Source organism: Winogradskyella sp., from assembly GCF_965228925.1.
Taxonomy (GTDB): domain Bacteria; phylum Bacteroidota; class Bacteroidia; order Flavobacteriales; family Flavobacteriaceae; genus Winogradskyella.
The window spans coordinates 256,835-277,321 of the sequence record NZ_OZ245845.1 but is presented as its reverse complement, the minus strand read 5'-3'; the positions used below and the strand labels follow the sequence as shown (position 1 = coordinate 277,321).

Annotated in this window: 14 protein-coding genes; 7 read left to right on the top strand and 7 right to left on the bottom strand. The window is 37.8% G+C overall.

Going from position 1 to position 20,487, the window contains the following annotated elements; translation table 11 throughout:
• Positions 1-11 precede the first annotated feature (11 nt).
• Positions 12-872: a cyanophycinase gene (locus tag ACO052_RS01035; protein ID WP_422106149.1), complete on the bottom strand. Its 861-nt coding sequence runs from the start codon at positions 870-872 to the stop codon at positions 12-14.
• A gap of 94 nt (positions 873-966) precedes the next feature.
• Between ACO052_RS01035 and cphA the strand changes: the two genes are divergently transcribed.
• Positions 967-3,606 (top strand): cyanophycin synthetase, encoded by a 2,640-nt coding sequence (gene cphA / locus ACO052_RS01030; protein ID WP_422106148.1) that lies wholly within the window; start codon positions 967-969, stop codon positions 3,604-3,606.
• A gap of 55 nt (positions 3,607-3,661) precedes the next feature.
• On the opposite strand, the gene ACO052_RS01025 is transcribed toward cphA, so the two are convergent.
• The gene (locus ACO052_RS01025; RefSeq protein ID WP_422106147.1) at positions 3,662-3,922 is read right to left on the bottom strand and encodes a hypothetical protein; all 261 of its coding nucleotides are present in this window, start codon (positions 3,920-3,922) and stop codon (positions 3,662-3,664) included.
• Between the two features lie 342 nt (positions 3,923-4,264).
• On the bottom strand, positions 4,265-4,525 hold the full coding sequence (locus ACO052_RS01020; RefSeq protein WP_422106146.1) for a hypothetical protein: 261 nt from the start codon (positions 4,523-4,525) through the stop codon (positions 4,265-4,267).
• A 265-nt stretch (positions 4,526-4,790) separates the two neighbouring features.
• Between ACO052_RS01020 and ACO052_RS01015 the strand changes: the two genes are divergently transcribed.
• On the top strand, positions 4,791-6,215 hold the full coding sequence (locus ACO052_RS01015; protein ID WP_422106144.1) for an aldehyde dehydrogenase family protein: 1,425 nt from the start codon (positions 4,791-4,793) through the stop codon (positions 6,213-6,215).
• A 47-nt stretch (positions 6,216-6,262) separates the two neighbouring features.
• Here the strand turns inward: ACO052_RS01015 and ACO052_RS01010 are convergent, their stop codons facing one another.
• From ACO052_RS01010 to ACO052_RS01000, 3 genes are all read right to left on the bottom strand, one after another.
• Positions 6,263-7,285 carry an isoaspartyl peptidase/L-asparaginase family protein gene (locus ACO052_RS01010; RefSeq protein WP_422106143.1) on the bottom strand — a complete coding sequence of 341 codons (1,023 nt, stop codon included), beginning with the start codon at positions 7,283-7,285 and terminating at the stop codon, positions 6,263-6,265.
• 79 nt (positions 7,286-7,364) lie between these two features.
• Positions 7,365-9,038 carry an MFS transporter gene (locus tag ACO052_RS01005; RefSeq protein WP_422106142.1) on the bottom strand — a complete coding sequence of 558 codons (1,674 nt, stop codon included), beginning with the start codon at positions 9,036-9,038 and terminating at the stop codon, positions 7,365-7,367.
• 188 nt (positions 9,039-9,226) lie between these two features.
• Positions 9,227-12,169, bottom strand: a complete 2,943-nt coding sequence (locus ACO052_RS01000; RefSeq protein WP_422106141.1) for a GH92 family glycosyl hydrolase — start codon at positions 12,167-12,169, stop codon at positions 9,227-9,229.
• Positions 12,170-12,209: 40 nt separating this feature from the next.
• Between ACO052_RS01000 and ACO052_RS00995 the strand changes: the two genes are divergently transcribed.
• The 5 genes from ACO052_RS00995 (at position 12,210) to ACO052_RS00975 (ending at position 19,754) form a co-directional block, all read left to right on the top strand.
• Complete coding sequence (locus ACO052_RS00995; RefSeq protein ID WP_422106140.1) at positions 12,210-14,522, top strand: beta-N-acetylhexosaminidase; 2,313 nt, start codon at positions 12,210-12,212, stop codon at positions 14,520-14,522.
• Positions 14,523-14,775: 253 nt separating this feature from the next.
• Positions 14,776-15,465, top strand: coding sequence for a copper homeostasis protein CutC (locus tag ACO052_RS00990; protein ID WP_422106139.1), 690 nt, complete (start codon positions 14,776-14,778; stop codon positions 15,463-15,465).
• A gap of 124 nt (positions 15,466-15,589) precedes the next feature.
• Entirely contained in the window at positions 15,590-18,064 is a 2,475-nt protein-coding gene (locus ACO052_RS00985) for a beta-mannosidase (RefSeq protein WP_422106138.1), read from the top strand.
• A 42-nt stretch (positions 18,065-18,106) separates the two neighbouring features.
• Entirely contained in the window at positions 18,107-19,351 is a 1,245-nt protein-coding gene (locus ACO052_RS00980) for a metallophosphoesterase (RefSeq protein ID WP_422106137.1), read from the top strand.
• A 106-nt stretch (positions 19,352-19,457) separates the two neighbouring features.
• Positions 19,458-19,754, top strand: coding sequence for a thioredoxin family protein (locus ACO052_RS00975; RefSeq protein WP_422106136.1), 297 nt, complete (start codon positions 19,458-19,460; stop codon positions 19,752-19,754).
• Positions 19,755-19,791: 37 nt separating this feature from the next.
• Here the strand turns inward: ACO052_RS00975 and ACO052_RS00970 are convergent, their stop codons facing one another.
• The gene (locus ACO052_RS00970; RefSeq protein WP_422106135.1) at positions 19,792-20,487 is read right to left on the bottom strand and encodes a polysaccharide deacetylase family protein; all 696 of its coding nucleotides are present in this window, start codon (positions 20,485-20,487) and stop codon (positions 19,792-19,794) included.

The following is a 20,487-nucleotide window of genomic DNA, read 5'->3' as shown; positions in this document are numbered from 1 at the left end:
AAGTATCGAAGTTAAATAAATGGTGCCTCAATTGGTAACACTTCAACTTTCTTCTTTTTAATATTAAAGCGATCACCATTCGATAAGATATGGGTTCTCAGATTCGTCAAGGACATTGGAGTTCCTTTCTCTAAAATTTTATGGTTGTTGTGTTTAATTTTTCTGCCATCAAAAACAATAACCATTCCAGAGCCAATCACCTCAAAACAATTATTTTTTATAATCAACCCGGTATCCTCGGCCAAACCTAAGCCAACAAGTTTTGGATATTGTGCCACCGCTTCAGTAACGCGTCCAAATCTTCCTCGGCGAATAAAATGTGTATCGATAATTAATTCAGGGATAAGACTTAAGCCTCTATACATTTTCACGGCACCTTTAATAAAGGATTCGGAGGCGCTTCCGCCTGCAATCATTTGATTGGCCATGGCCATAGCGCCAGCACTAGTGCCGGCAATAACAAAACCCTTTTCGTTTTGATAACGTTCTACTAGAATTTTATGGATAGATGTCCCACCTATTTTATCTGTTATCTTGGACTGATTACCGCCAGAAAACATAATGCAATCAGCATTTTCAATTAGAAAAATAGCTTCTTTAGATTCGGAATCTTTTTTCGATCTTATATCTAATATGGTGACGTTTTTACACCCTAAAGTTGAGAATGCGGTAATATAACTTTTGCCAACTTCCTCGGGAATACTGGATGCGGTAGGTATAACAACAATGTTTGCATCGACTCCACCAGCTTCTTTAACGACATGCGCTAAAATCCCTTCTTCAACAAACTCTAGTGTGTACATTTCATCAGCGTCAATACCTTTATCCTCATTTCCCCCAATTGGTATTAAAGTTCCCTTTGCCTTCTGCATAATGTTTAGTCTAAAAATATTGGGCAAAAATAAACCAAATTTTCTATTGAAAATACTATATTTATAATCTTTCACTAACTAAAAACCAACACGAATGGAGATAAGAAGTATAAATGCCATGCGGGGACCAAATTACTGGTCAGTGCGAAGACATAAGTTAATTGTGATGGTCTTGGACCTTCTAGAGATGGAGGAGCGACCATCGGATAAAGTTGAAGGGTTTTATGAACGTTTAACAACGATGTTTCCCACCATGTATGAACATCGCTGTTCTGTAGGTGAGCCAGGTGGATTTTTTCAACGCGTCGAGAGAGGTACTTGGATGGGCCATATTATTGAACATATTGCTTTAGAGATTCAAACCTTGGCAGGCATGGATGTGGGCTTTGGAAGAACCAGAGGTTATGGGGAATACGGTGTTTACAATGTGGTTTTCGCTTATATGGAAGAATCTGTTGGGCGCTATGCAGCCAAGGCTGCCGTTAGGATCTGTGAAGCACTAATAAGTGGTGAGGCATATGATCTCTCTGATGATATACAAAGAATGCGGGAACTTCGTGAAGAAGACCGTTTAGGGCCAAGTACAGGCTCTATTGTTGAAGAAGCTGAGGCTAGGGGTATACCATGGATTAGACTCAATAAATACTCCTTATGTCAATTGGGGTATGGTGCTAATCAAAAGCGAATTCAAGCCACAGTAACCAGTGAAACGAGTAGCATTGGTGTGGAATTAGCCTGTGATAAGGAAGATACAAAGTATTTATTAGAGCAAGCAGAGGTAGAAGTACCTCGAGGAGATATTATTCGTCGTGAGCGCAGCTTAGAAGAGGCTTGTCGTTATGTTGGTTATCCTTTGGTGATTAAGCCTATTGATGGTAATCACGGCAGAGGGATTACAGTTAATATTCAGAGTTATGACGAGGCACTTGAAGCGTTTAGACATGCCAAAAATAGTTCAAAAAGTGGTGCTATCATCGTTGAAAAGTTCATTGTTGGTGAAGATTACAGATTATTAGTTATTAATAACAAATTGGTAGCCGCAGCCTTGCGTTCTCCTGCTCATGTTATTGGAAATGGTACATCTACGATCCAAGAGTTAATCGATGAAGTTAATAGCGATCCACGTCGTGGTTATGGTCATGAAAAAGTGCTGACGCAAATTACGGTGAATGAATTAACGCAAACCATAATCAAAGATGCAGGTTACACCTTAGATTCAGTTATTGCAGAAGGAGAGAAGTTAGTATTGAAGGATACAGCTAATCTAAGTACAGGTGGTACGGCCGAAGATGTTACTGATATCATTCATCCTGCCAATATTGCGATGGCAGAACGTATTTCGAAGATTATTGATTTAGATATTTGTGGTATTGATGTGATGACTACCGACATCTCTAAACCTTTAGCTGAAACTGGTGGAGCCGTATTGGAAGTTAATGCAGGGCCAGGTTTTAGAATGCATTTGGCACCAACTACGGGTTTACCTCGTAATGTGGCGGCTCCGGTAATAGACAAGTTATTTCCACAGAAAGGAGATACGGGCAGAATCCCAATTATAGCTATTACAGGGACTAATGGAAAGACCACAACATCGCGCTTAATTGCTCATATTGCAAAGATGAAAGGCTATCGTGTTGGCTATACGACTAGTGATGGGGTTTATATTCAAAATAGATTATTAATGACCGGCGATTGTACGGGTCCATCTAGTGCAGAGTTTGTCCTTAAAGATCCAACAGTAAATTTTGCTGTTCTAGAATGCGCCCGTGGTGGGTTGTTAAGAGCAGGTTTAGGATTTAAAAAATGTGATGTAGGTATCGTGACCAATGTGGCGGCGGATCACTTAGGCCTAAAGGGGATTCATACCGTTGAGCAGTTAGCAAAAGTAAAAGGGGTCATCCCCGAAACGGTGCTGCCCGATGGTTATACCATTTTGAATGCGGATGATGATCTCGTATATGACATGCGCAGAAGTGTGGATTGTAATGTAGCCTTGTTCTCAATGGATGAAAACAATCCAAGAATAAAGGCTTTACAACGTCTTCATGGGATTACGGCAGTTTATGAAAATGGCTATGTGACCATTTGTAGAGGAGAATGGAAAATGCGCCTCATGAAGGCGGAAAATATACCTTTAACCTATGGAGGTAAGGCTAAATTCATGATTCAGAATGTTTTGGCAGCGGTTTTGGCAGCACATGTTCAAGGTATAAGTAATGAAGATATCAAAGCTGGATTGGAGACATTAATCCCATCAGCGGCACAGACACCAGGTCGATTGAACTTATTTAAGTTTAATGACTTTAATATTTTGTTGGATTATGCACACAATGCTGCTGGAATGAGAGCGCTTCAAAAGTTTACGGAGGAACTTGATGCTAGTGTTAAGGTAGGTATTATAGCAGGTATTGGTGACCGCCGAGAAGAAGATAATAATGAAATGGGCTCCATAGCAGCCGAAATGTTTGATGAAATTATAATTCGTCAAGATAAACACTTACGCGGAAAGACTGAAGAAGAGCTTATCAAAATGCTCGATGATGGCATTAAGATGAAGGATCCAAACAAAAAAACAACCATCATTCCATCAGAACGCGAAGCCATTAAGCACGCTGTTAAACATGCAGAAAAAGGCGCCTTAATTATTCTTTGTAGTGATGTTGTCCCTGACGCTTTAGAATTGGTCAAGGAACTTAAAGAGAAGGAGGCCAAAGGGGAACTGAATCTGGTCTAAAAAAGAAAAAGCCGAAACAAAGGTTTCGGCAATTTCCCTGATTAATAGCAAACAATCAGCAATACTTAACAGCTCTTACTTTGATTTGTAAACTCTTTCTGTAAGCTTTAATACTTATAATTTCATTACTTTTTTTATGGTTTATTTTTAAAACTTTAGCCTTCATTTTCGCAGAAATAACGGTTTTCTTGGCTTCAGGCTTTTCTACTTTAACAGTTTCAATGCGTTCGGTCTCAATAGTGCTTACAACCTCTTGTTGTGTAAATCCTGCTAAAGACATTGTTAAGAATGCTACTATGATTACACCTTTTTTCATGACTGTTAAATTGTTTTTTTGTTTTAACTTCAATACAAAGAAACAACCGTTAACTGTTGGGGGAACTGATTTTTAGATGAAAAAAGCGGTTAGTTTAGATGAATGTCATGTATCAATCGGTGGTTTGTTTTTTGACAATATTCATAATTAGGTGATTATTCCAAGAGTTTATTTTCATAGAGGTTATGTAGCATCCATTGCGATTTAATCTCTAATACTGTAAGCATTGTTAAAGTTGCTCAACAAAACAGAAACTGCAGATAATTTCCAATGGTACTCGACATAAAAAAAAAAGCCAAAACATACGTTTTGGCTTTTTTAATGGTTAATAGCATATATTAATTAGCAAAGTTTTACAGTTTTAACTTTGATTTGTAAACTCTTTCTGTAAGCTTTAATACTTATAATTTCGTTACTTTTCTTGTGATTTATTTTTAAAACTTTAGCCTTCATTTTCGCAGAAATAACAGTTTTCTTGACTTCAGGCTTTTCCGCTTTAACAGGCTCAATAAGTTCAGTCTCAATAGCACTTACAACCTCTTGTTGCGCAAATCCTGCTAAAGACATTGTTAAAAATAATATGATGACTAAACCTTTTTTCATGAGTGTTAAATCGTTTTTTGTTTTAACTTCGGTTCAAAGAAACGTCGGTTTATTTGTTCATGATGAAATTTTTGGACGAAAGAGAGCGATAATTAGATAACTGACATCTGTTAGCTAAAAACATCGATGAAATGCACAAAATGGACTCGCAGCCCTTTAAAACCATTGTTTTTATAGACGAAAAAACTTAAGATTTAGACCAAATACAGCGGTTTGTCAATAACATCGACAAAATGCGCAATATAAATATAATCTCAAAATAACTATGAAGAACGACATTAACGATTATAGCGATAATCCGTATTTTGATATGTTTCAAAAGCAAAGATTAAAGCAACTTAGTGTTGGGCAACAGTCTTATGATTATAGAATAAAACTACTAAATAGACTTAAGGTTGCTATTGAAAAAACCTACAGGGCCAGAATCTTAGAAGCACTTAGTAAAGACTTGGGCAAACCAAACGTTGAATCGGAACTAACAGAGATTTATCAAATCATAGGAGAAATAAAGCACGCCAAAGCCTATTTACATCGGTGGATGCGTAAGCAAAAAGTTAAAACACCTATATCTATGTTGGGTTCAAGGTCGTATTATGTATATGAACCTAAAGGCGTCTGTCTCATTATTTCACCTTGGAATTTTCCATTTAATCTTACGTTTGGACCTTTAGTTTCTGCAATAGCGGCTGGTAATTCTGTGATGATAAAGCCTTCGGAAATGACAGTCCATTCGTCTGCCCTCATGGTAGAAATAATTTCTAATGTGTTTGCTGAAGATGAGGTTGCCCTAATCGAAGGTGAAGTTGAAACGTCTACTCAATTATTAAGACTCCCTTTTAATCATATCTTTTTCACGGGGTCTCCGAAGGTGGGTAAAATAGTAATGACTGCTGCGGCCAAACATTTAGCATCTGTTACCCTTGAGTTGGGTGGTAAATCACCAACAATAATTGATAAGTCCGCCAATTTAGATTTAGCAGCAAAACGGATTGTCTGGGGTAAGTTTATGAATGCAGGGCAAATTTGCGTATCACCGGACTATGTGCTAATTGATGAAAGTATTAAAGCCAAATTCATTGAGGCATGTAAAAAATGGCTGAATTATTTTTATTCTAATCAACCAAAAGACTCTAATGCCTATGCAAGAATTGTAACACAGCGACACTTTGAGCGTTTAACAGCTCATTTAGACAATGCAACATCTCAAAATGCAACAATTGATGTTGGAGGAGAGCACGATAAAGCGTCAAAGTACATAGCACCAACTATAGTATCTAATCTGAATGAGAAAGCTTCATTATTAGAAGAAGAGATATTTGGACCTATTTTACCCATTGTAACTTACACCAGTATTAGTGACGCTATAGATTATGTAAATAAGAAAGAAAGGCCTTTGGCACTTTATATTTACAGTAAAAGAAAAGCCCATATCAATGCCATTTTAAAACAAACAAGGGCGGGAGGGACATGTATTAATAATAATGTCATTCATTATAGCAATCACAACTTACCTTTTGGTGGAGTCAATAATAGTGGTATCGGAAAAAGTCATGGCTTTTATGGTTTTAAAGCTTTTAGTAATCAAAGAGCAGTAGTAAAACAGATGACTTTTGGGATTACCGAGTCCTTATTTCCACCATATACCAGTTTAAAAGAAAAGCTGGCGCGACTCACGATAAAATGGTTTTAAAAAAGAGATAATATTCTTCCTAACAATAATTGGTTTTTGTCAACGGACTAGGATTCTCCCTCCCTATTAAAAAAATCCGATTGAATCTGTTCGTTAACGCCATCTTGAAATTTGGTCATGCTAAACCATTGATGAATGGAGTAACTGCCAGTCTCTCCTTTTTTATTGACAGCAATATAACCCACCTGAAAGTCCTTATAATTACTGTTAGGTTTATTTACAATTCTACCAATAGCTTCTTCACAAGCCTCTTGAGGTGACTTGCCTTGACGCATGAGTTCGACGACTAAGAAACTACCCACGGTTTTTACAACTTCTTCTCCCAAGCCAGTAGCTACTGCGGCTCCTATTTCGTTGTCTACAAATAGTCCTGATCCGATGATAGGCGAATCGCCAACACGTCCTCCCATTTTATAGGCTAAGCCGCTAGTGGTGCAAGCGCCCGAAATATCCCCATTTTTATCCATGGCTAACATTCCAATCGTATCGTGGTTTTCGATATTAATAATAGGCTTGTATTTGGCTTCAACTTTCCATGCTTCCCAATCCTTTTTGGAAGCCTCAGTCAACAAATCTTCGGGTTGAAACCCTTGGGAGATGGCAAATTGTTTTGCTCCCTCACCGGCGAGCATAACGTGAGGGGTATCTTCCATGACTTTTCGGGCGACTGATACCGCATGTGTAATATCTTGAAGATAGACAACAGCCCCACAGTTTCCGTTTTTATCCATAATACAGGCATCGAGTGTGACATTTCCATCGCGATCCGGAAGTCCACCCTTACCGACGGATTGTCCTTCTTCATTGGCTTCTTCAACCCTACAACCCTGTTCAACAGCATCAAGGGCGTTTCCGCCAGCTTGTAAGACTTCCATGGCTTTTGCGGTGGCTTCTTCAACATGCCATGTCGCTATGACCAGTGGCAACTTTGCTTTTTTGTCATTTTCTGATGCAACAGTTACTGCCTCGTTTTTCTCTGTTGATTTCTCATCACACCCCATTAAGGAATTTCCAAGGGTTAAACCCGCACTAGTCAGCGCCGTATTTTTGATAAATTTTCTACGATTCATTTTATCCTGAATTTATTTTATTCTGAATTTATTTCAGAATCTTTCCAATATCAACCCTAAAGTCAATAGTGTATAATATTTAATATTCAACCCCTTGCTTGTCCAGAACAGTTTTCGTTCTAAAAGCATAAAACAATAAATAAGCAAAACACGCTACTGCGATCCAATACGACGATTGAATAGAAAATACATCCGCTAATTTTCCTTGTACAGGTGGAATAATGGCGCCACCCAAAATCATCATAACTAAAAACGCTGACCCCTGAGAGGTATATTTACCCAAGCCAGCAATGCTCAATGTAAAAATACATGGCCACATGATAGAACAGAAGAGTCCTCCGGACAGGAATGCAAATAAGGCAACATTTCCAGAGGCAAATAGGCCAATCAGCATACCTATGATACCTAAAAAGCTAAATATTTTGAGGGTCTTAACTGGACGGTCTTTAGCCAAAAAGAATCCGAATATTTGTACAGCGATACAGATGGCAAAGAATAGGATTTCATTAGTCGAAAATTCATTACCTGCTATCCAATTGACGCTGAGAATTACGCCAAAAGCAATATACGGTATAAGAATTAAAAGGACTTTTTTAAGACCTTGACTAGGATTAAAAACAGTAATAGCGCCAACCCAACGTCCAATCATCAAACCTCCCCAATATAAAGAAATGTATATACCCAGTTGCGAATCGTTAAGTACAGGCAGACCGAGTGCATTTAGGCCCGTGTTTTCTGCGTTTTGCTTTAGCAGTTCGCCCAAATTACTGCCTATAGTGACTTCAACACCGACATACATAAAGATAGCTAGCATACCCAGAACCAGCTGAGGATATTTCATGGCTCCCCAACCTTCAGGTGTTTTAGAGGCACTAGAATTTGCGATAAATACAGCTACAATTACAGCAATAAGGGCAACAAATAAAACAATTAATCGTGTGTTTTCAATGCTTTCGGTTGCTGAGGTCTCTTCGGCATAAGTACTGAAAATATAGCCAAAGCATCCTACAATAATAAGGGTTAATACGATTAATAAATTTCGAGCTTTGTTTGCAGGTTCAAATAGGGTATCTGATTTGAGTGCGGGCAGCTTTTTTGAAAAGTAAAACAGTGCTGCAGCCGCTAAAAATAGAAGCCCTACACCTAAATATAAGGTCTGTACAGTAACTAAAGTAATTTCATTGTTGGCAATCATCGAAGCTAATTCATCGGTACTCCATGACGCAGAGCCAAAGATGACCAAGCTGACCACAATGGGCCCTATGGTGGTTCCAAATGAATTGATACCTCCCGCTAAATTGAGACGATGCGAACCGGTTTGAGGATCCCCTAAAGCAATAGCAAAGGGATTGGCAGCTGTTTGTTGTAAGGAGAAGCCCAAAGCCACTATAAAATAAGCAATAAGAACAAAATAAAAAACACCGGTTTGCCCCTGTTCAGCACCTGCCGTTGCGGGGTACATGACAAAAGCACCAATAGCAGACAGTAATAAACCATAAGTAATCCCATTTTTGTAGCCCCAATTATTCATGATGTCTTTTTTAATAGAGCCAGACATGATAAATAGCAATAAGGCTCCTATATAATAGGCGCCATAAAAGGCGAAATCTACCAATTGCGATTGAAACTGATCAATGTTAAAATAGGTTTTACAAAAAGGAATAAAAACACCATTGGATGCCGCGATAAATCCCCAGAAAAAGAATACGGTGACTAAAGTAGCCAGTGCTGATTTGTTGTTTTGATTGCTCATATTGTTTTGTTAGTTAGTTTTATTATTAGATTTAGCTACGCTGAACTTAACAGTTTCTCGACTTACTTCGTAAGCTATCTTCAAGCAAAGCACACTTTACTTTCGATAATGCTCGAAATGACAGTCTAGTTGAGTGCCTTTTAGTTTATTAATAGTTTCCATATCTGCAAACTGAATACTGCTACTGATTACTTAATAGTTATTTCATCCACAAAAATCCAGCTTCGGCCATCGTGCTTGTAACCCAAATGCCATTCGGGAAGTTTGCCCAATTTTTTGGCAACTATTTTTACATATCTGGCACTATAGCCATTTATGGAAAAGTCCAAAGTTTTAATTTCCGAATCTTCTGATGGTATAGTCGTATCAATAGTATAATTTGGAAGACTTTTATGAAAATTTCTTGGATTGTCAGATACATAGCATTCGACTTCAGTTGGATAAAAGATCCACGACCGTTGGTCTTGTAGAAAGCTAACACTTATCTTATCTATGGGTTTAACTTTACCCAAATCGACAATAGCGATAACATCTTCATCCCAATAGCCCTGCCAAGTTCCTGTTCTAAAATCCTTGGTTCCTAAAATACCATCAATAAGAGCGTCATTACCACCAGCATTATATTGGTTGGCGTACGCCGTTTCAAGTTTGATGCTCAAATTGGGGTCAATCTTGTAGAATTGGGTTTCAATAATGGCACTTTTTTTACCATCTTTTTCAGAATATACTTTTAGTAGTGTGGGTTCAGAAATAGTAAATGGATGACTATAGGGCTTAAAATCGTCATTATCCAAACTGTAATAGGTGATTACATTGTTTGCAGCATTGCCTAAAGTGACTTCAGTTTGCTTCTTAAAGGCCACATCACCTTTGGCTATATGCGGTGCAGGAACAATAAGATGTTCTGTGATTTCTGTTTTAGGTATTTGTCGATCCCTGCTGCCCCAAACCGCTGGATTATTGTTCATGTGAAATTCAAGCGTGCCCCCTTGTATAATTTCATCGTGAGTAATGTAGGTTCTATCCAATGGTTCACCATTGAGATACACGTATTCGATGTATTTATTAGTAGGGCTTAAATCATAGGTTTGCACGGTGAATTGATTCCCATTTTCTAAATTAAATGTGGCTCTATCCATAATAGGGGTGCCTATAATATACTGGTTGCTTCCTGGGGTTACGGGATAAAAGCCTAGCGAAGAAAACACATACCAAGCACTCATTTGGCCGCAATCTTCATTGCCCGAAATACCGTCAGGGGTATTTTTGTACAGTTCTGTGAGAATTTGATGTACTTTCTCCATGGTTTTATGAGGTTTCCCCACAAAATTATAAAGGTAAGCCATATGATGACTGGGTTCATTACCATGGGCATATTGCCCTATGAGTCCTGTAATATCCGCTTGGTTACGTCCGGAGGTCTCAGCTTCAGCCGTAAAGAGTTGATCCAGGTGAGCTTCGAGCTTATCTTTTCCACCCAGTAGCTCTATAAACCCTGAAATGTCCTGTGGTACATAATAGCTGTATTGCCATGAATTGGCTTCGGTATAATTAAAGTTGACTTCATAAGGATCGAAAGGCGCAAACCATGTATTTCTAAAACGCCCTCTCATAAATTGGGTTTCTGGATCAAAGCTATTTTTATAATACTGTGCACGTTCCGAATAGATTTTATAATCATCATCTTTTTCCATAGCTTTTGCCATTTGTGCAATGGTCCAATCGTCATAGGCGTATTCTAAGGTTTTAGACACGGATTCACTTTCATCTTCTACCGGAATAAATCCAAATTGTTTGTAAGACTCCAACCCTAAGTGGTCTCTTGTGGCTGAATGCTTCATAGCTTCAAAAGCTTTTTCTGTATCATAATCATTAATCCCTTTTAAATAAGCATCTGCAATCACTGGAACTGCATGGTAACCGATCATACAGCCCGTATAGCAGCCCGATAAATCCCAAATGGGCATAATGCCACCTTCATCGTACTTTGCTAAAAAGGTATTGATAAAATGATTGGTACGTTCTTCTTCAATAATGGTGTATAACGGATGCGCAGCACGATAGGTGTCCCAAAGGGAAAATACCGTGTAATAATCGAAATTGGCATGGTGGATTTCTAAGTCCATACCTCGATATCGACCATCTACATCCTGATAGCGATTGGGTGCCAACATGGTATGGTACAATGCCGTATAAAAATTAGTTTTATAGTCTTCATTTGAGCTTTGTACAACGATTTTTTCAAGTTGCTGTTCCCAATAATCTTGGGCTTCCTTTTTAACAGTTTCAAAATCTTTGTCGCCTATTTCTGCTTCGAGATTTTTCTTTGCGCCTTCTTCATCCACCGCACTTATACCAATTTTTACATATACAGGATCATTGTTTGGGTTTTTAAATCTAAGAACAGCTTTGGTTTTACTTTCATTCAAAAATGATCTGATTGTACTCTCTTTTGGATCGGTTGAAAATGAATGTGAGAATTCTATATAATAAAATAACTTTTGGTGTGTTGCCCAGGCTTTAGAATGTCTATGCCCTTTGATTGCTTTTTCATTGGATAAATCAAATTCAATGGCTGAGGAAATCAGTTCATCACGATGCTCTAAATCTAAAATAATAACTTGATTTTCGGATGAAGGAAATTGATATTTATGTATGCCACTTCTAAGGGACACCGTTAATTCCACATCAATATTGGTGGAATCTAAATGTACTTTGTAAAAACCAGGTTCGGCAACCTCGTTATCATGTGAAAAATGAGCACGATAGCCGGGCTTACCATCCCTTCCATTGTTAAAATTAACAGCGTTAGTTGGCATGAGCAATATATCTCCATAGTCAGAAACACCAGTGCCACTAAGATGCGTATGCGAAAAGCCATAAATATATTGGTCAGAATAATGATAGCCAGAGCAACCGTCCCAACCGTCAAGGCGTGTATCTGGACTCAACTGCATCATACCAAAAGGTAATGTAGCTCCGGGATAGGTGTGCCCATGACCACCTGTACCTATAAAGGGATTGACATAAGAAATCAGTGGCTTATCTTTTTGCGCAGCTTCAATTTTAGAGTCGTTTTTACAGCTTACGAAGAGAAGAATTAAAAAAACGAAGTGAAGTTTAGAAGGCATTAGAAATAGATTACTAATTTTAAGCATCTAATATACTAAAATGCATTTCAAGAAATTAGTCTTATTATTTGTTTTCGGTGCAATTATTATGGCTTGTAAAGAAGATGAAGTTGAATACGTTGTGCCTCAGATTATTCCTGCACCTAATAAAATTGAACAAAATGAAGGTGTTTTAATTATAAGTAAAGATACTTACTTCTCGTTTCCGTGGGTGTTTAGGCAACCAGCATTGATGTTAGAGACTTTTATTGATTCAGCACCTAATATTAAAACCGGAACTGGAGATAATAAAACTAATATTTCATTTAATTATGTCGAAGACGGAGGCAGTTCTAAAGAGTCTTATACCTTAAGGATTGACACTAAAGGCGTTTATATTGAAGCAAGTGATGTTAAAGGTGCCTTTTATGCTGCGCAAACTTTAAAGCAATTATTACCAGCAGGATTTGTGAATAAATCCTACACAGAAAGCGAAGTTGTACTTCCTTGTTTAGTCATTAAAGATCAACCTCAATTTGCTTACAGAGGCATGCACCTAGACGTAGGTCGACATATGTATTCAGTAGACTTTGTTAAAACCTATATTGATGCCTTGGCCATGCTGAAAATGAATACCTTTCATTGGCATCTTACCGAAGATCAAGGTTGGCGTATTGAAATTAAAAAGTACCCAAAACTTCAGGAAATTGCCGCTTATAGAGATGAGACTTTAGTCGGACATTATAGCGACCAACCCCATCAGTTTGATGGAAAACGCTATGGGGGTTACTATACACAAGAGCAGATTAAAGATATTGTGGCTTATGCCCAAGAACGTTTTGTAACCATTATACCTGAAATTGAAATGCCTGGCCATAGTCAGGCAGCAATTGCTGCCTATCCCGAATTGGGTTGTACAGGCGAACAGGTTAAGGTGGCCAAAGCATGGGGCGTTTTTGAAGAGGTCTATTGTCCTAGTGAGGCTACCTTTAAATTTTTGGAAGATGTCATTGATGAAGTGGTCGAACTGTTTCCTGGAAAGTATATTCACATTGGTGGCGATGAAGCACCAAAGACGCGATGGAAAGACTGTAGGTATTGTCAGGAATTGATCAAAGAAAAAGGATTAAAGGACGAACAGGGCTTGCAAAGTTATTTCATTGCACGTATGGAAAAATACATCAACTCCAAAGGCAAGCAAATCATAGGTTGGGATGAGATTTTAGAAGGTGGTTTGGCACCAAATGCTACAGTAATGTCCTGGAGAGGTATGGATGGTGCTATTGAGGCAGCCAAAGCTGGACACCATGTGGTGATGACACCAACTTCGCACTGTTATTTTGATTATTATCAATCTGAAAACGAGAACGAACCTTTAGCTATTGGCGGTTTTTTACCTTTAGAAAAGGTCTATAACTTTAATCCAATTCCCGAAGAATTATCGGACGAACAGTCTAAATATGTATTAGGTGCACAAGGCAATATATGGACCGAATATATGCCGACCGAAGATCAGGTTGAGTATATGGCCTTTCCACGAATGTTGGCGATGAGCGAAGTGCTCTGGTCCAATCCGGAGCAAAAAGATTATGCGGATTTTGTGTCGAGACTTGAAAGATTTCACGAAAGATTAGAGGCGCTAGACATCAACTATGCCAATCATCTTTATGAAATAGAAGGCCATATGTTGACTGAAAATGATGGGACATTTTATGAGCTTAAAACCTTGACCGGAGGGAAGGCCATTCATTACACGACTGATGGTAGTGAACCAGATTCAAGTTCTACTATTTACGATTCCAAAATTGCAATTACCGGGGATTTGATAATGAAGGCAGCAGTTTTTGATAACAACAAACAACTTGGTAAAACCTTTACACAAAACATCAATTATCACAAAGCTGTAGGTGCAAAAATCACCATTGATAAACAACCACATAAGGCCTATACCGGAAGTGGTGCCCAAGGCTTGATTAATGGGGTTTCGGGTAGCGACAAACGTTATGGAGATAAAGAATGGTTAGGCTTTTGGGGAGAGGATATTGAAATTATCATTGATTTGGGAGAGGCTAAGGACATTGATTCGATTAAAACAAGATTTCATAACGGTAATGGACAGTGGATTTATGCACCAAAAGAGATCAGTATTGAATTCTTACTAGATGATGGTAGCATTGTTACCGATAGAAGAGAATTGCCGTCCCAGTCTAACAAAATTGTTAGTTTTGATTACGAATTTATGAGACCAAAACATTTAGAGATAAAGGTCAAGACAATTACTTTGAAAATCCCGAACTACGGAATTATTCCAGAAGGCCGACAAGGTGCTGGTCATAAGGCCTGGACTTTTATAGATGAAATCATTGTCAACTAAAATGTCAGTTCGAGTGTCACGCCAAAGGCTTGATGTACTTCGACGAGTGTCACACTGAGCTTACTTGTACTGAGTGTGTCACGCTGAGCCTGTCGAAGCGCCGCGCCTTCCAAAGTCTTGTACGGCGGACAGGCAGTCGAAGCATCAAAGTGCTCAGTACAGCTATCGGGATCAGGACGAAGAATCTGACCATAATGAATTAAGAAAAGATTGCCACGACCTGAAGGTCTCGCAATGACACACAATATAAAAAATGCTTTTAGAAATCTGTGCCAATTCCTTTCAATCCGCAAAAAATGCGCAAGACGCAGGGGCACATCGTATCGAATTATGCCAAGAATTATCAGTAGGAGGCATTACACCATCCTATGGATTGATAAAACAAGTTATTGAGAATATTCAGATTCCTGTATTCGTGTTAATTAGACCAAGAAGCGGGAATTTTATATACACCGATGACGAATTTGAAATCATGAAGCAGGATATTCAAATCAGTAAAGATCTAGGCGGTCAAGGTATTGTTTCAGGAGTTTTAAATGCCGATAGAACCATAGATATTCAACGCACAAATGAATTGGTTGAATTGTCAAAACCATTGCCATTTACATTTCATCGTGCTTTTGATGAGGTGGTGAATCCAGAAGAAGCTTTAGCGCAATTGATGGATTTGGAAGTAGAACGTGTTTTAACTTCAGGTCAGCAATCAACTGCTGAGAAAGGTTTAGATCTTTTAAGAGCATTGAATGACATAAGTAAGGAAAGAATCACTATTCTTGTAGGTGGTGGCATTAACGCGACTAATGTCTTAGAATTTAAAAAGTGGGGTTTTAAGGAAATTCATGCGTCAGCATCAAAAAAAATAGAACAAGATAAATTTATGTTTGGGATGACACAAACTGTGTCAGATAGCAATGCGATAAAGGCTATAATAAAGCTTGTTTGAAATTTAGCATCAATAGCGTTAAATCTCCCGATTTGTTATAGAAATCCACCCATATGTTCTAAAGTTAAGAGCTAATTTCTTTTAATTTAGTGCATCGATTTAGTTAATGTAGCACTTATTACCTATGAAAAGACTTTTTTTAGCCATCATTATTGTAACTGCTGTAGGTTGTAAAAAAGATGATTTACCAAAGTCACAAGTCCTCAATGAAAACTGGCAGTTTAAAAAGTCTGCTGATACTTCTTGGTATGCCGCAAAAGTACCAGGCCAAGTCCATACGGATTTATTGAATAATCAACGTATTGAAGATCCTTTTGTAGCCAATAATGAGCTAGACCTGCAATGGATTTCTGAGGAAGATTGGGTTTATAAATCTAAGTTTTCTGTCGACGAAGAAACACTAAAAAGAAAGCATTTAGAGCTTAAATTTAATGGCTTAGACACCTACGCGTCCGTATTTTTAAATGATAGTCTCATTTTAAATTCAAAAAACGCATTTAGAACGTACCAAGTAGATGTAAAGTCTATTATCAAATCTGAAAATGAACTCAAAATAGTTTTTGAATCCACAGGTAAACATGAGACGCTCGAAGCTGAAAAATTACCATATAAAATGCCGGTTGATAAACGTGTCTTTACACGTAAACCTCAATTTCATTATGGTTGGGATTGGGGACCTATATTAACCTCAAGCGGAATTTCTAGGGCGATTGAGTTGGTGTCTTGGAATGACTTAAAAATTAGAGATGTTTATTTCAAACAGAATTATTTAGATGATGGTTCAGCGAGTCTACAAGCGGAGATCGACATCGAATATGATATGCTATCTGAACCTGTAGAAATAGAGATATTTGTTAATGATGAATTAAAATCGACTACGGAGCTTTCAATCGTTTCGAACACCTTTTCGGTACCATTCCAAATTAAAAACCCTAAACGTTGGTGGCCGCATAATGTTGGCGAACCTTATCTCTATAGTATGAAAGCTGTCATAAAACACGATGGTCGTATTTTAGATCAGGTTGAAAAGAAAAAAGGGTTGAGAACGGTAGCATTAATCCAAGAGAAAGATAATGCCGGCAAAACCTTTTATTTTAAAGTCAATGGTGTGCCCGTATATGCTAAGGGGGCTAATTATATTCCACAACACAGCTTTCAGGGTGAAGTTACTAAAGCTGACTATGAACGTTTATTGGATGATACGGTTGACGCTAATATGAACATGCTACGTGTTTGGGGCGGAGGCATTTATGAAGAAGATATCTTTTATGAGCTATGCGATGAAAAGGGCATTATGGTTTGGCAAGATTTTATGTTTGCCTGTGCCATGTATCCAGGGGACACGGCCTTTTTGGAAAATGTAAAGCAAGAAGCCATAGATAACGTCAAACGCTTGCGGAATCATAGTTCTATTGCTTTATGGTGTGGTAATAATGAAAACAATGAAGCATGGCATAATTGGGGTTGGCAAACTGATCGAGGCCAAGAAGAAATTGATGAGATATGGGAGAGCTATCAAGCCTTATTTAATGGTGTTTTACCAGATGTCGTTAATCAATATCATTCCGAAATCGATTATTGGGAAAGCTCACCCAGTTTTGGAAGGAGGGATCCGAGATCTTTAACAGAAGGCGATGCACATGATTGGTGGATTTGGCATGATGAATACCCATTTGAACATCTACTTGAGGCCATACCGCGCTTTATGAGTGAATTTGGATTTCAGGCCTTTCCAAGCTACGAAGCGATTAAGTATATTAATGGTAACGACAGTATATCCATTTCCTCTAAGGCTTTCGATACACACCAAAAGCACCCAAGAGGCTATTCCATTATCAGAAACTATATGGAACGCGATTATCCCATACCCGAAAAAGACGAAGACTATGTCTATATGAGTCAATTAGTTCAGGCCAATGGTATGGTTTTAGGGTTTGAAGCGCAGCGCAGGGCGAGACCTTATAATATGGGCACTTTGTATTGGCAATTAAACGATTGTTGGCCCGTCATTTCTTGGTCCAGTATTGATTATTTAGGGAATTGGAAAGCCATGCATTTTAAAACCAAGAAAGCCTTTGAAGATATTTTGGTGAGCACCAAAGTAGACAATGATACACTAAAAACTTGGATTGTAAATGATAAGTTAGAAAAGCAATCGGGAGTTTTAAATTCTAAGATCATTGATTTTAATGGCCGTATTATATGGGAAAATAAACAACAAGTTGAAGTAAGCTCTAATACTAGTGAACTCAAGTTACAACATAGTCTAAGAGATAGTACTTTCGATAAGAACAAGGTCGTTTTAGTCTCTGAATTCAATGGTAAAACAAATCACTATTATTTTTCAAGGCCTAAAGATTTAGCACTACATACAGCTGAGATTCTAAAGACAATTGAACCAACAGAAGGTGGTTTTAAAATCGAACTAAGTAGCCCTACACTTCAAAAGGACGTGTTTTTATATTCAAGCACTAAAGGTCGATTTTCGGACAACTTTTTTGACATCCTTCCAAATACAACTGTGGTTATAGAATTTGAGACCAATCATAAGACATTCGAGGATTTGCAAATCAAAAGCTTTAACAATTTCATAAGATAAGTGGAATTGCAGATGCTTAACTTTGACAATTAAAATGTTGTTATGATTCGCTGGATAATCTTTGTGGCTATTATTGGTGTTGCGGACTATTATGCCTTTCAATCCTTAAAGACTGTTACAAAAAGTAATTGGTGGTATGCACTATATTGGTTGTTTACTATTGCAGTCATAGGAAATTTTATTTTTCAGTTTTATGGATTCAACAGAAGCAATGGGTTTTCACAGGCGAATTCATTTGCTGTTGGATTTTTAATCGCCTTAATAGTCCCTAAGCTTATATTAATTGCTATTATGTTTGCCGAGGATGTGTTTAGAATTCCGCAAGGCATCTACAGTTATTTTATGCAAGATGATAGTAATAGTGGTGGTCAAATAAAACATCTGCCTTCAAGGAGAAGATTCATTAGCCAAATTGCTTTAGGTCTTGCTGCTATTCCTTTTGCTTCTATACTTTATGGGATGTATAAGGGCAAATACAACTTCAAAGTTTTAAAGTACACCTTACATTTTGAGGATTTACCAGATGCTTTTGATGGCTATAAACTGACACAGATTAGCGATGTGCATTCAGGTAGTTTCGATAACATCGATAAAGTTAAATATGCTATTGATTTAATCAACGAGCAACAGAGTGACGTCATTTTGTTTACAGGTGATATGGTAAATAATAAGGCTGAAGAAATGCTGCCTTATGTCGATATATTTAAACAATTAAAGGCTAAACATGGCTTATACTCGGTATTGGGAAATCATGATTATGGGGATTATGTGAGTTGGAATTCAGAGGCTGATAAAAGACAAAATTTAGAGGACTTAAAGGCGCTTCAAAAAGGTATAGGTTTTGATTTGTTGTTAAATGAAAATCGATTTATCGAAAAAGACGGCCAACGTATTGCCATCATAGGTGTAGAAAATTGGGGTAAAGGAGGCTTTAAAAAAGCCGGAGACTTAAAAAAAGCCTCAAGTTTAGTAGATAAGGATGATTTTAAGATATTACTCAGTCATGATCCTAGCCATTGGGATGCTGAGGTAGTGAATGCCGAGTATCATTATCATCTTACATTAAGCGGACATACGCATGGCATGCAATTTGGAATCGAAATTCCTGGGTGGTTTAAATGGAGTCCGGTAAAATGGCGATACAAACAATGGGCCGGGATTTATGAAACCTTAGGACAATATATTAATGTCAATAGAGGATTCGGATATCTGGCATTTCCCGGTAGAGTGGGGATATGGCCAGAAATAACCGTGATAGAGCTTAAAAAAGGAGCAAAGGAAGCATAATTGCTAACAATTGTTTATTTTTATATGGCGCAATACAAACGGATTGGATTTTTCTATTAAAATTTTGTTTAGGTTTGTATAGCTCATTTGACTAAAATAGTAAGGTATGTCAAAATTTGGGGAATTAATAGACGTCGATATTCCGGTACTATTAGACTTCTATACGGAATGGAACGACCAATCCGTTGCGATGCATCCTGTATTACGAGATGTTGCAGCAGCACTAGGAGATAAAGCTAAAGTCATTAAGATTGATGTTGATAAAAACAAAGAGTTAGCCGAGGCACTTCGGGTCAAAGGTTTGCCAACATTGATTATCTACAAAAATGGTGAAATGAAATGGCGTCATAGCGGTGAGCAAGATGCCAATACCTTAATTGGTATTATCCAAGAATATATTTAGGCTAGTTCCTGCGTCGGCAGGAATCTCATATTCTTAGTCACTTATTAACATAATTCATACTATCCTTAGTAATTGCTTTAAACGCGTAGCCCTGAGAACTGTAATGATCCAATACTTTAGGTAAAGTGTATTTTAAGTTACGAGCGGCTTTTACACTATCGTGAAATACAATTATGCTCCCTGCTTTAGCAGCAGAAATAACATTCTTTAAACAAGTAGCTTCACTTACCGTTTTGTCCCAATCATAAGAGAGTACATCCCAAAGTATAATGCGATAACCTAATTGTTGTAATCTTTTACTTTGCTTAGTTTTAAACTTGCCATAGGGCGGTCTAAAAAGTTTAAGTGACTCTAGATTATGGTCATTAGCAAATTTTGAATTCTGAACCTGAAATGCTATTACCGAATCCGTGAGTTCGGTATTACCCACATACATTTTAGTTTTACATTGCCATCCTTTAAGATGGTCATAGGTATGGTTGCCAACACTATGTTGGTCCATGAGTATCTTTTGAAATACTACTGGGTTAGATTCTATGTTCTTTCCAATACAGAAAAATGTGGCCTTAGCATTATACATTTTGAGCATCTGAAGCACCCATTCGGTGATGTCAGGTGTCGGCCCATCATCAAAAGTTAGGTAAAGTTCCTTTTTAGTCGTATTAACATTCCAGACAAAATTTGGAAACAGTGTTTTTACAAATCCAGGAGTCTTGGCGGGAATGATTTTCAT

What these genes read in the sequence shown, in the direction of transcription:
- ACO052_RS00970 (WP_422106135.1), bottom strand. Translation starts at nt 20,487, where the DNA reads ATGAAAATCATTCCCGCCAAGACTCCTGGATTTGTAAAAACACTGTTT.
- ACO052_RS00980 (WP_422106137.1), top strand. Translation starts at nt 18,107, where the DNA reads ATGATTCGCTGGATAATCTTTGTGGCTATTATTGGTGTTGCGGACTAT.
- ACO052_RS01005 (WP_422106142.1), bottom strand. Translation starts at nt 9,038, where the DNA reads ATGAGCAATCAAAACAACAAATCAGCACTGGCTACTTTAGTCACCGTA.
- ACO052_RS00995 (WP_422106140.1), top strand. Translation starts at nt 12,210, where the DNA reads ATGCATTTCAAGAAATTAGTCTTATTATTTGTTTTCGGTGCAATTATT.
- ACO052_RS01035 (WP_422106149.1), bottom strand. Translation starts at nt 872, where the DNA reads ATGCAGAAGGCAAAGGGAACTTTAATACCAATTGGGGGAAATGAGGAT.
- ACO052_RS00985 (WP_422106138.1), top strand. Translation starts at nt 15,590, where the DNA reads ATGAAAAGACTTTTTTTAGCCATCATTATTGTAACTGCTGTAGGTTGT.
- ACO052_RS01020 (WP_422106146.1), bottom strand. Translation starts at nt 4,525, where the DNA reads ATGAAAAAAGGTTTAGTCATCATATTATTTTTAACAATGTCTTTAGCA.
- ACO052_RS01025 (WP_422106147.1), bottom strand. Translation starts at nt 3,922, where the DNA reads ATGAAAAAAGGTGTAATCATAGTAGCATTCTTAACAATGTCTTTAGCA.
- ACO052_RS01015 (WP_422106144.1), top strand. Translation starts at nt 4,791, where the DNA reads ATGAAGAACGACATTAACGATTATAGCGATAATCCGTATTTTGATATG.
- cphA (WP_422106148.1), top strand. Translation starts at nt 967, where the DNA reads ATGGAGATAAGAAGTATAAATGCCATGCGGGGACCAAATTACTGGTCA.
- ACO052_RS00975 (WP_422106136.1), top strand. Translation starts at nt 19,458, where the DNA reads ATGTCAAAATTTGGGGAATTAATAGACGTCGATATTCCGGTACTATTA.
- ACO052_RS01010 (WP_422106143.1), bottom strand. Translation starts at nt 7,285, where the DNA reads ATGAATCGTAGAAAATTTATCAAAAATACGGCGCTGACTAGTGCGGGT.
- ACO052_RS01000 (WP_422106141.1), bottom strand. Translation starts at nt 12,169, where the DNA reads ATGCCTTCTAAACTTCACTTCGTTTTTTTAATTCTTCTCTTCGTAAGC.
- ACO052_RS00990 (WP_422106139.1), top strand. Translation starts at nt 14,776, where the DNA reads ATGCTTTTAGAAATCTGTGCCAATTCCTTTCAATCCGCAAAAAATGCG.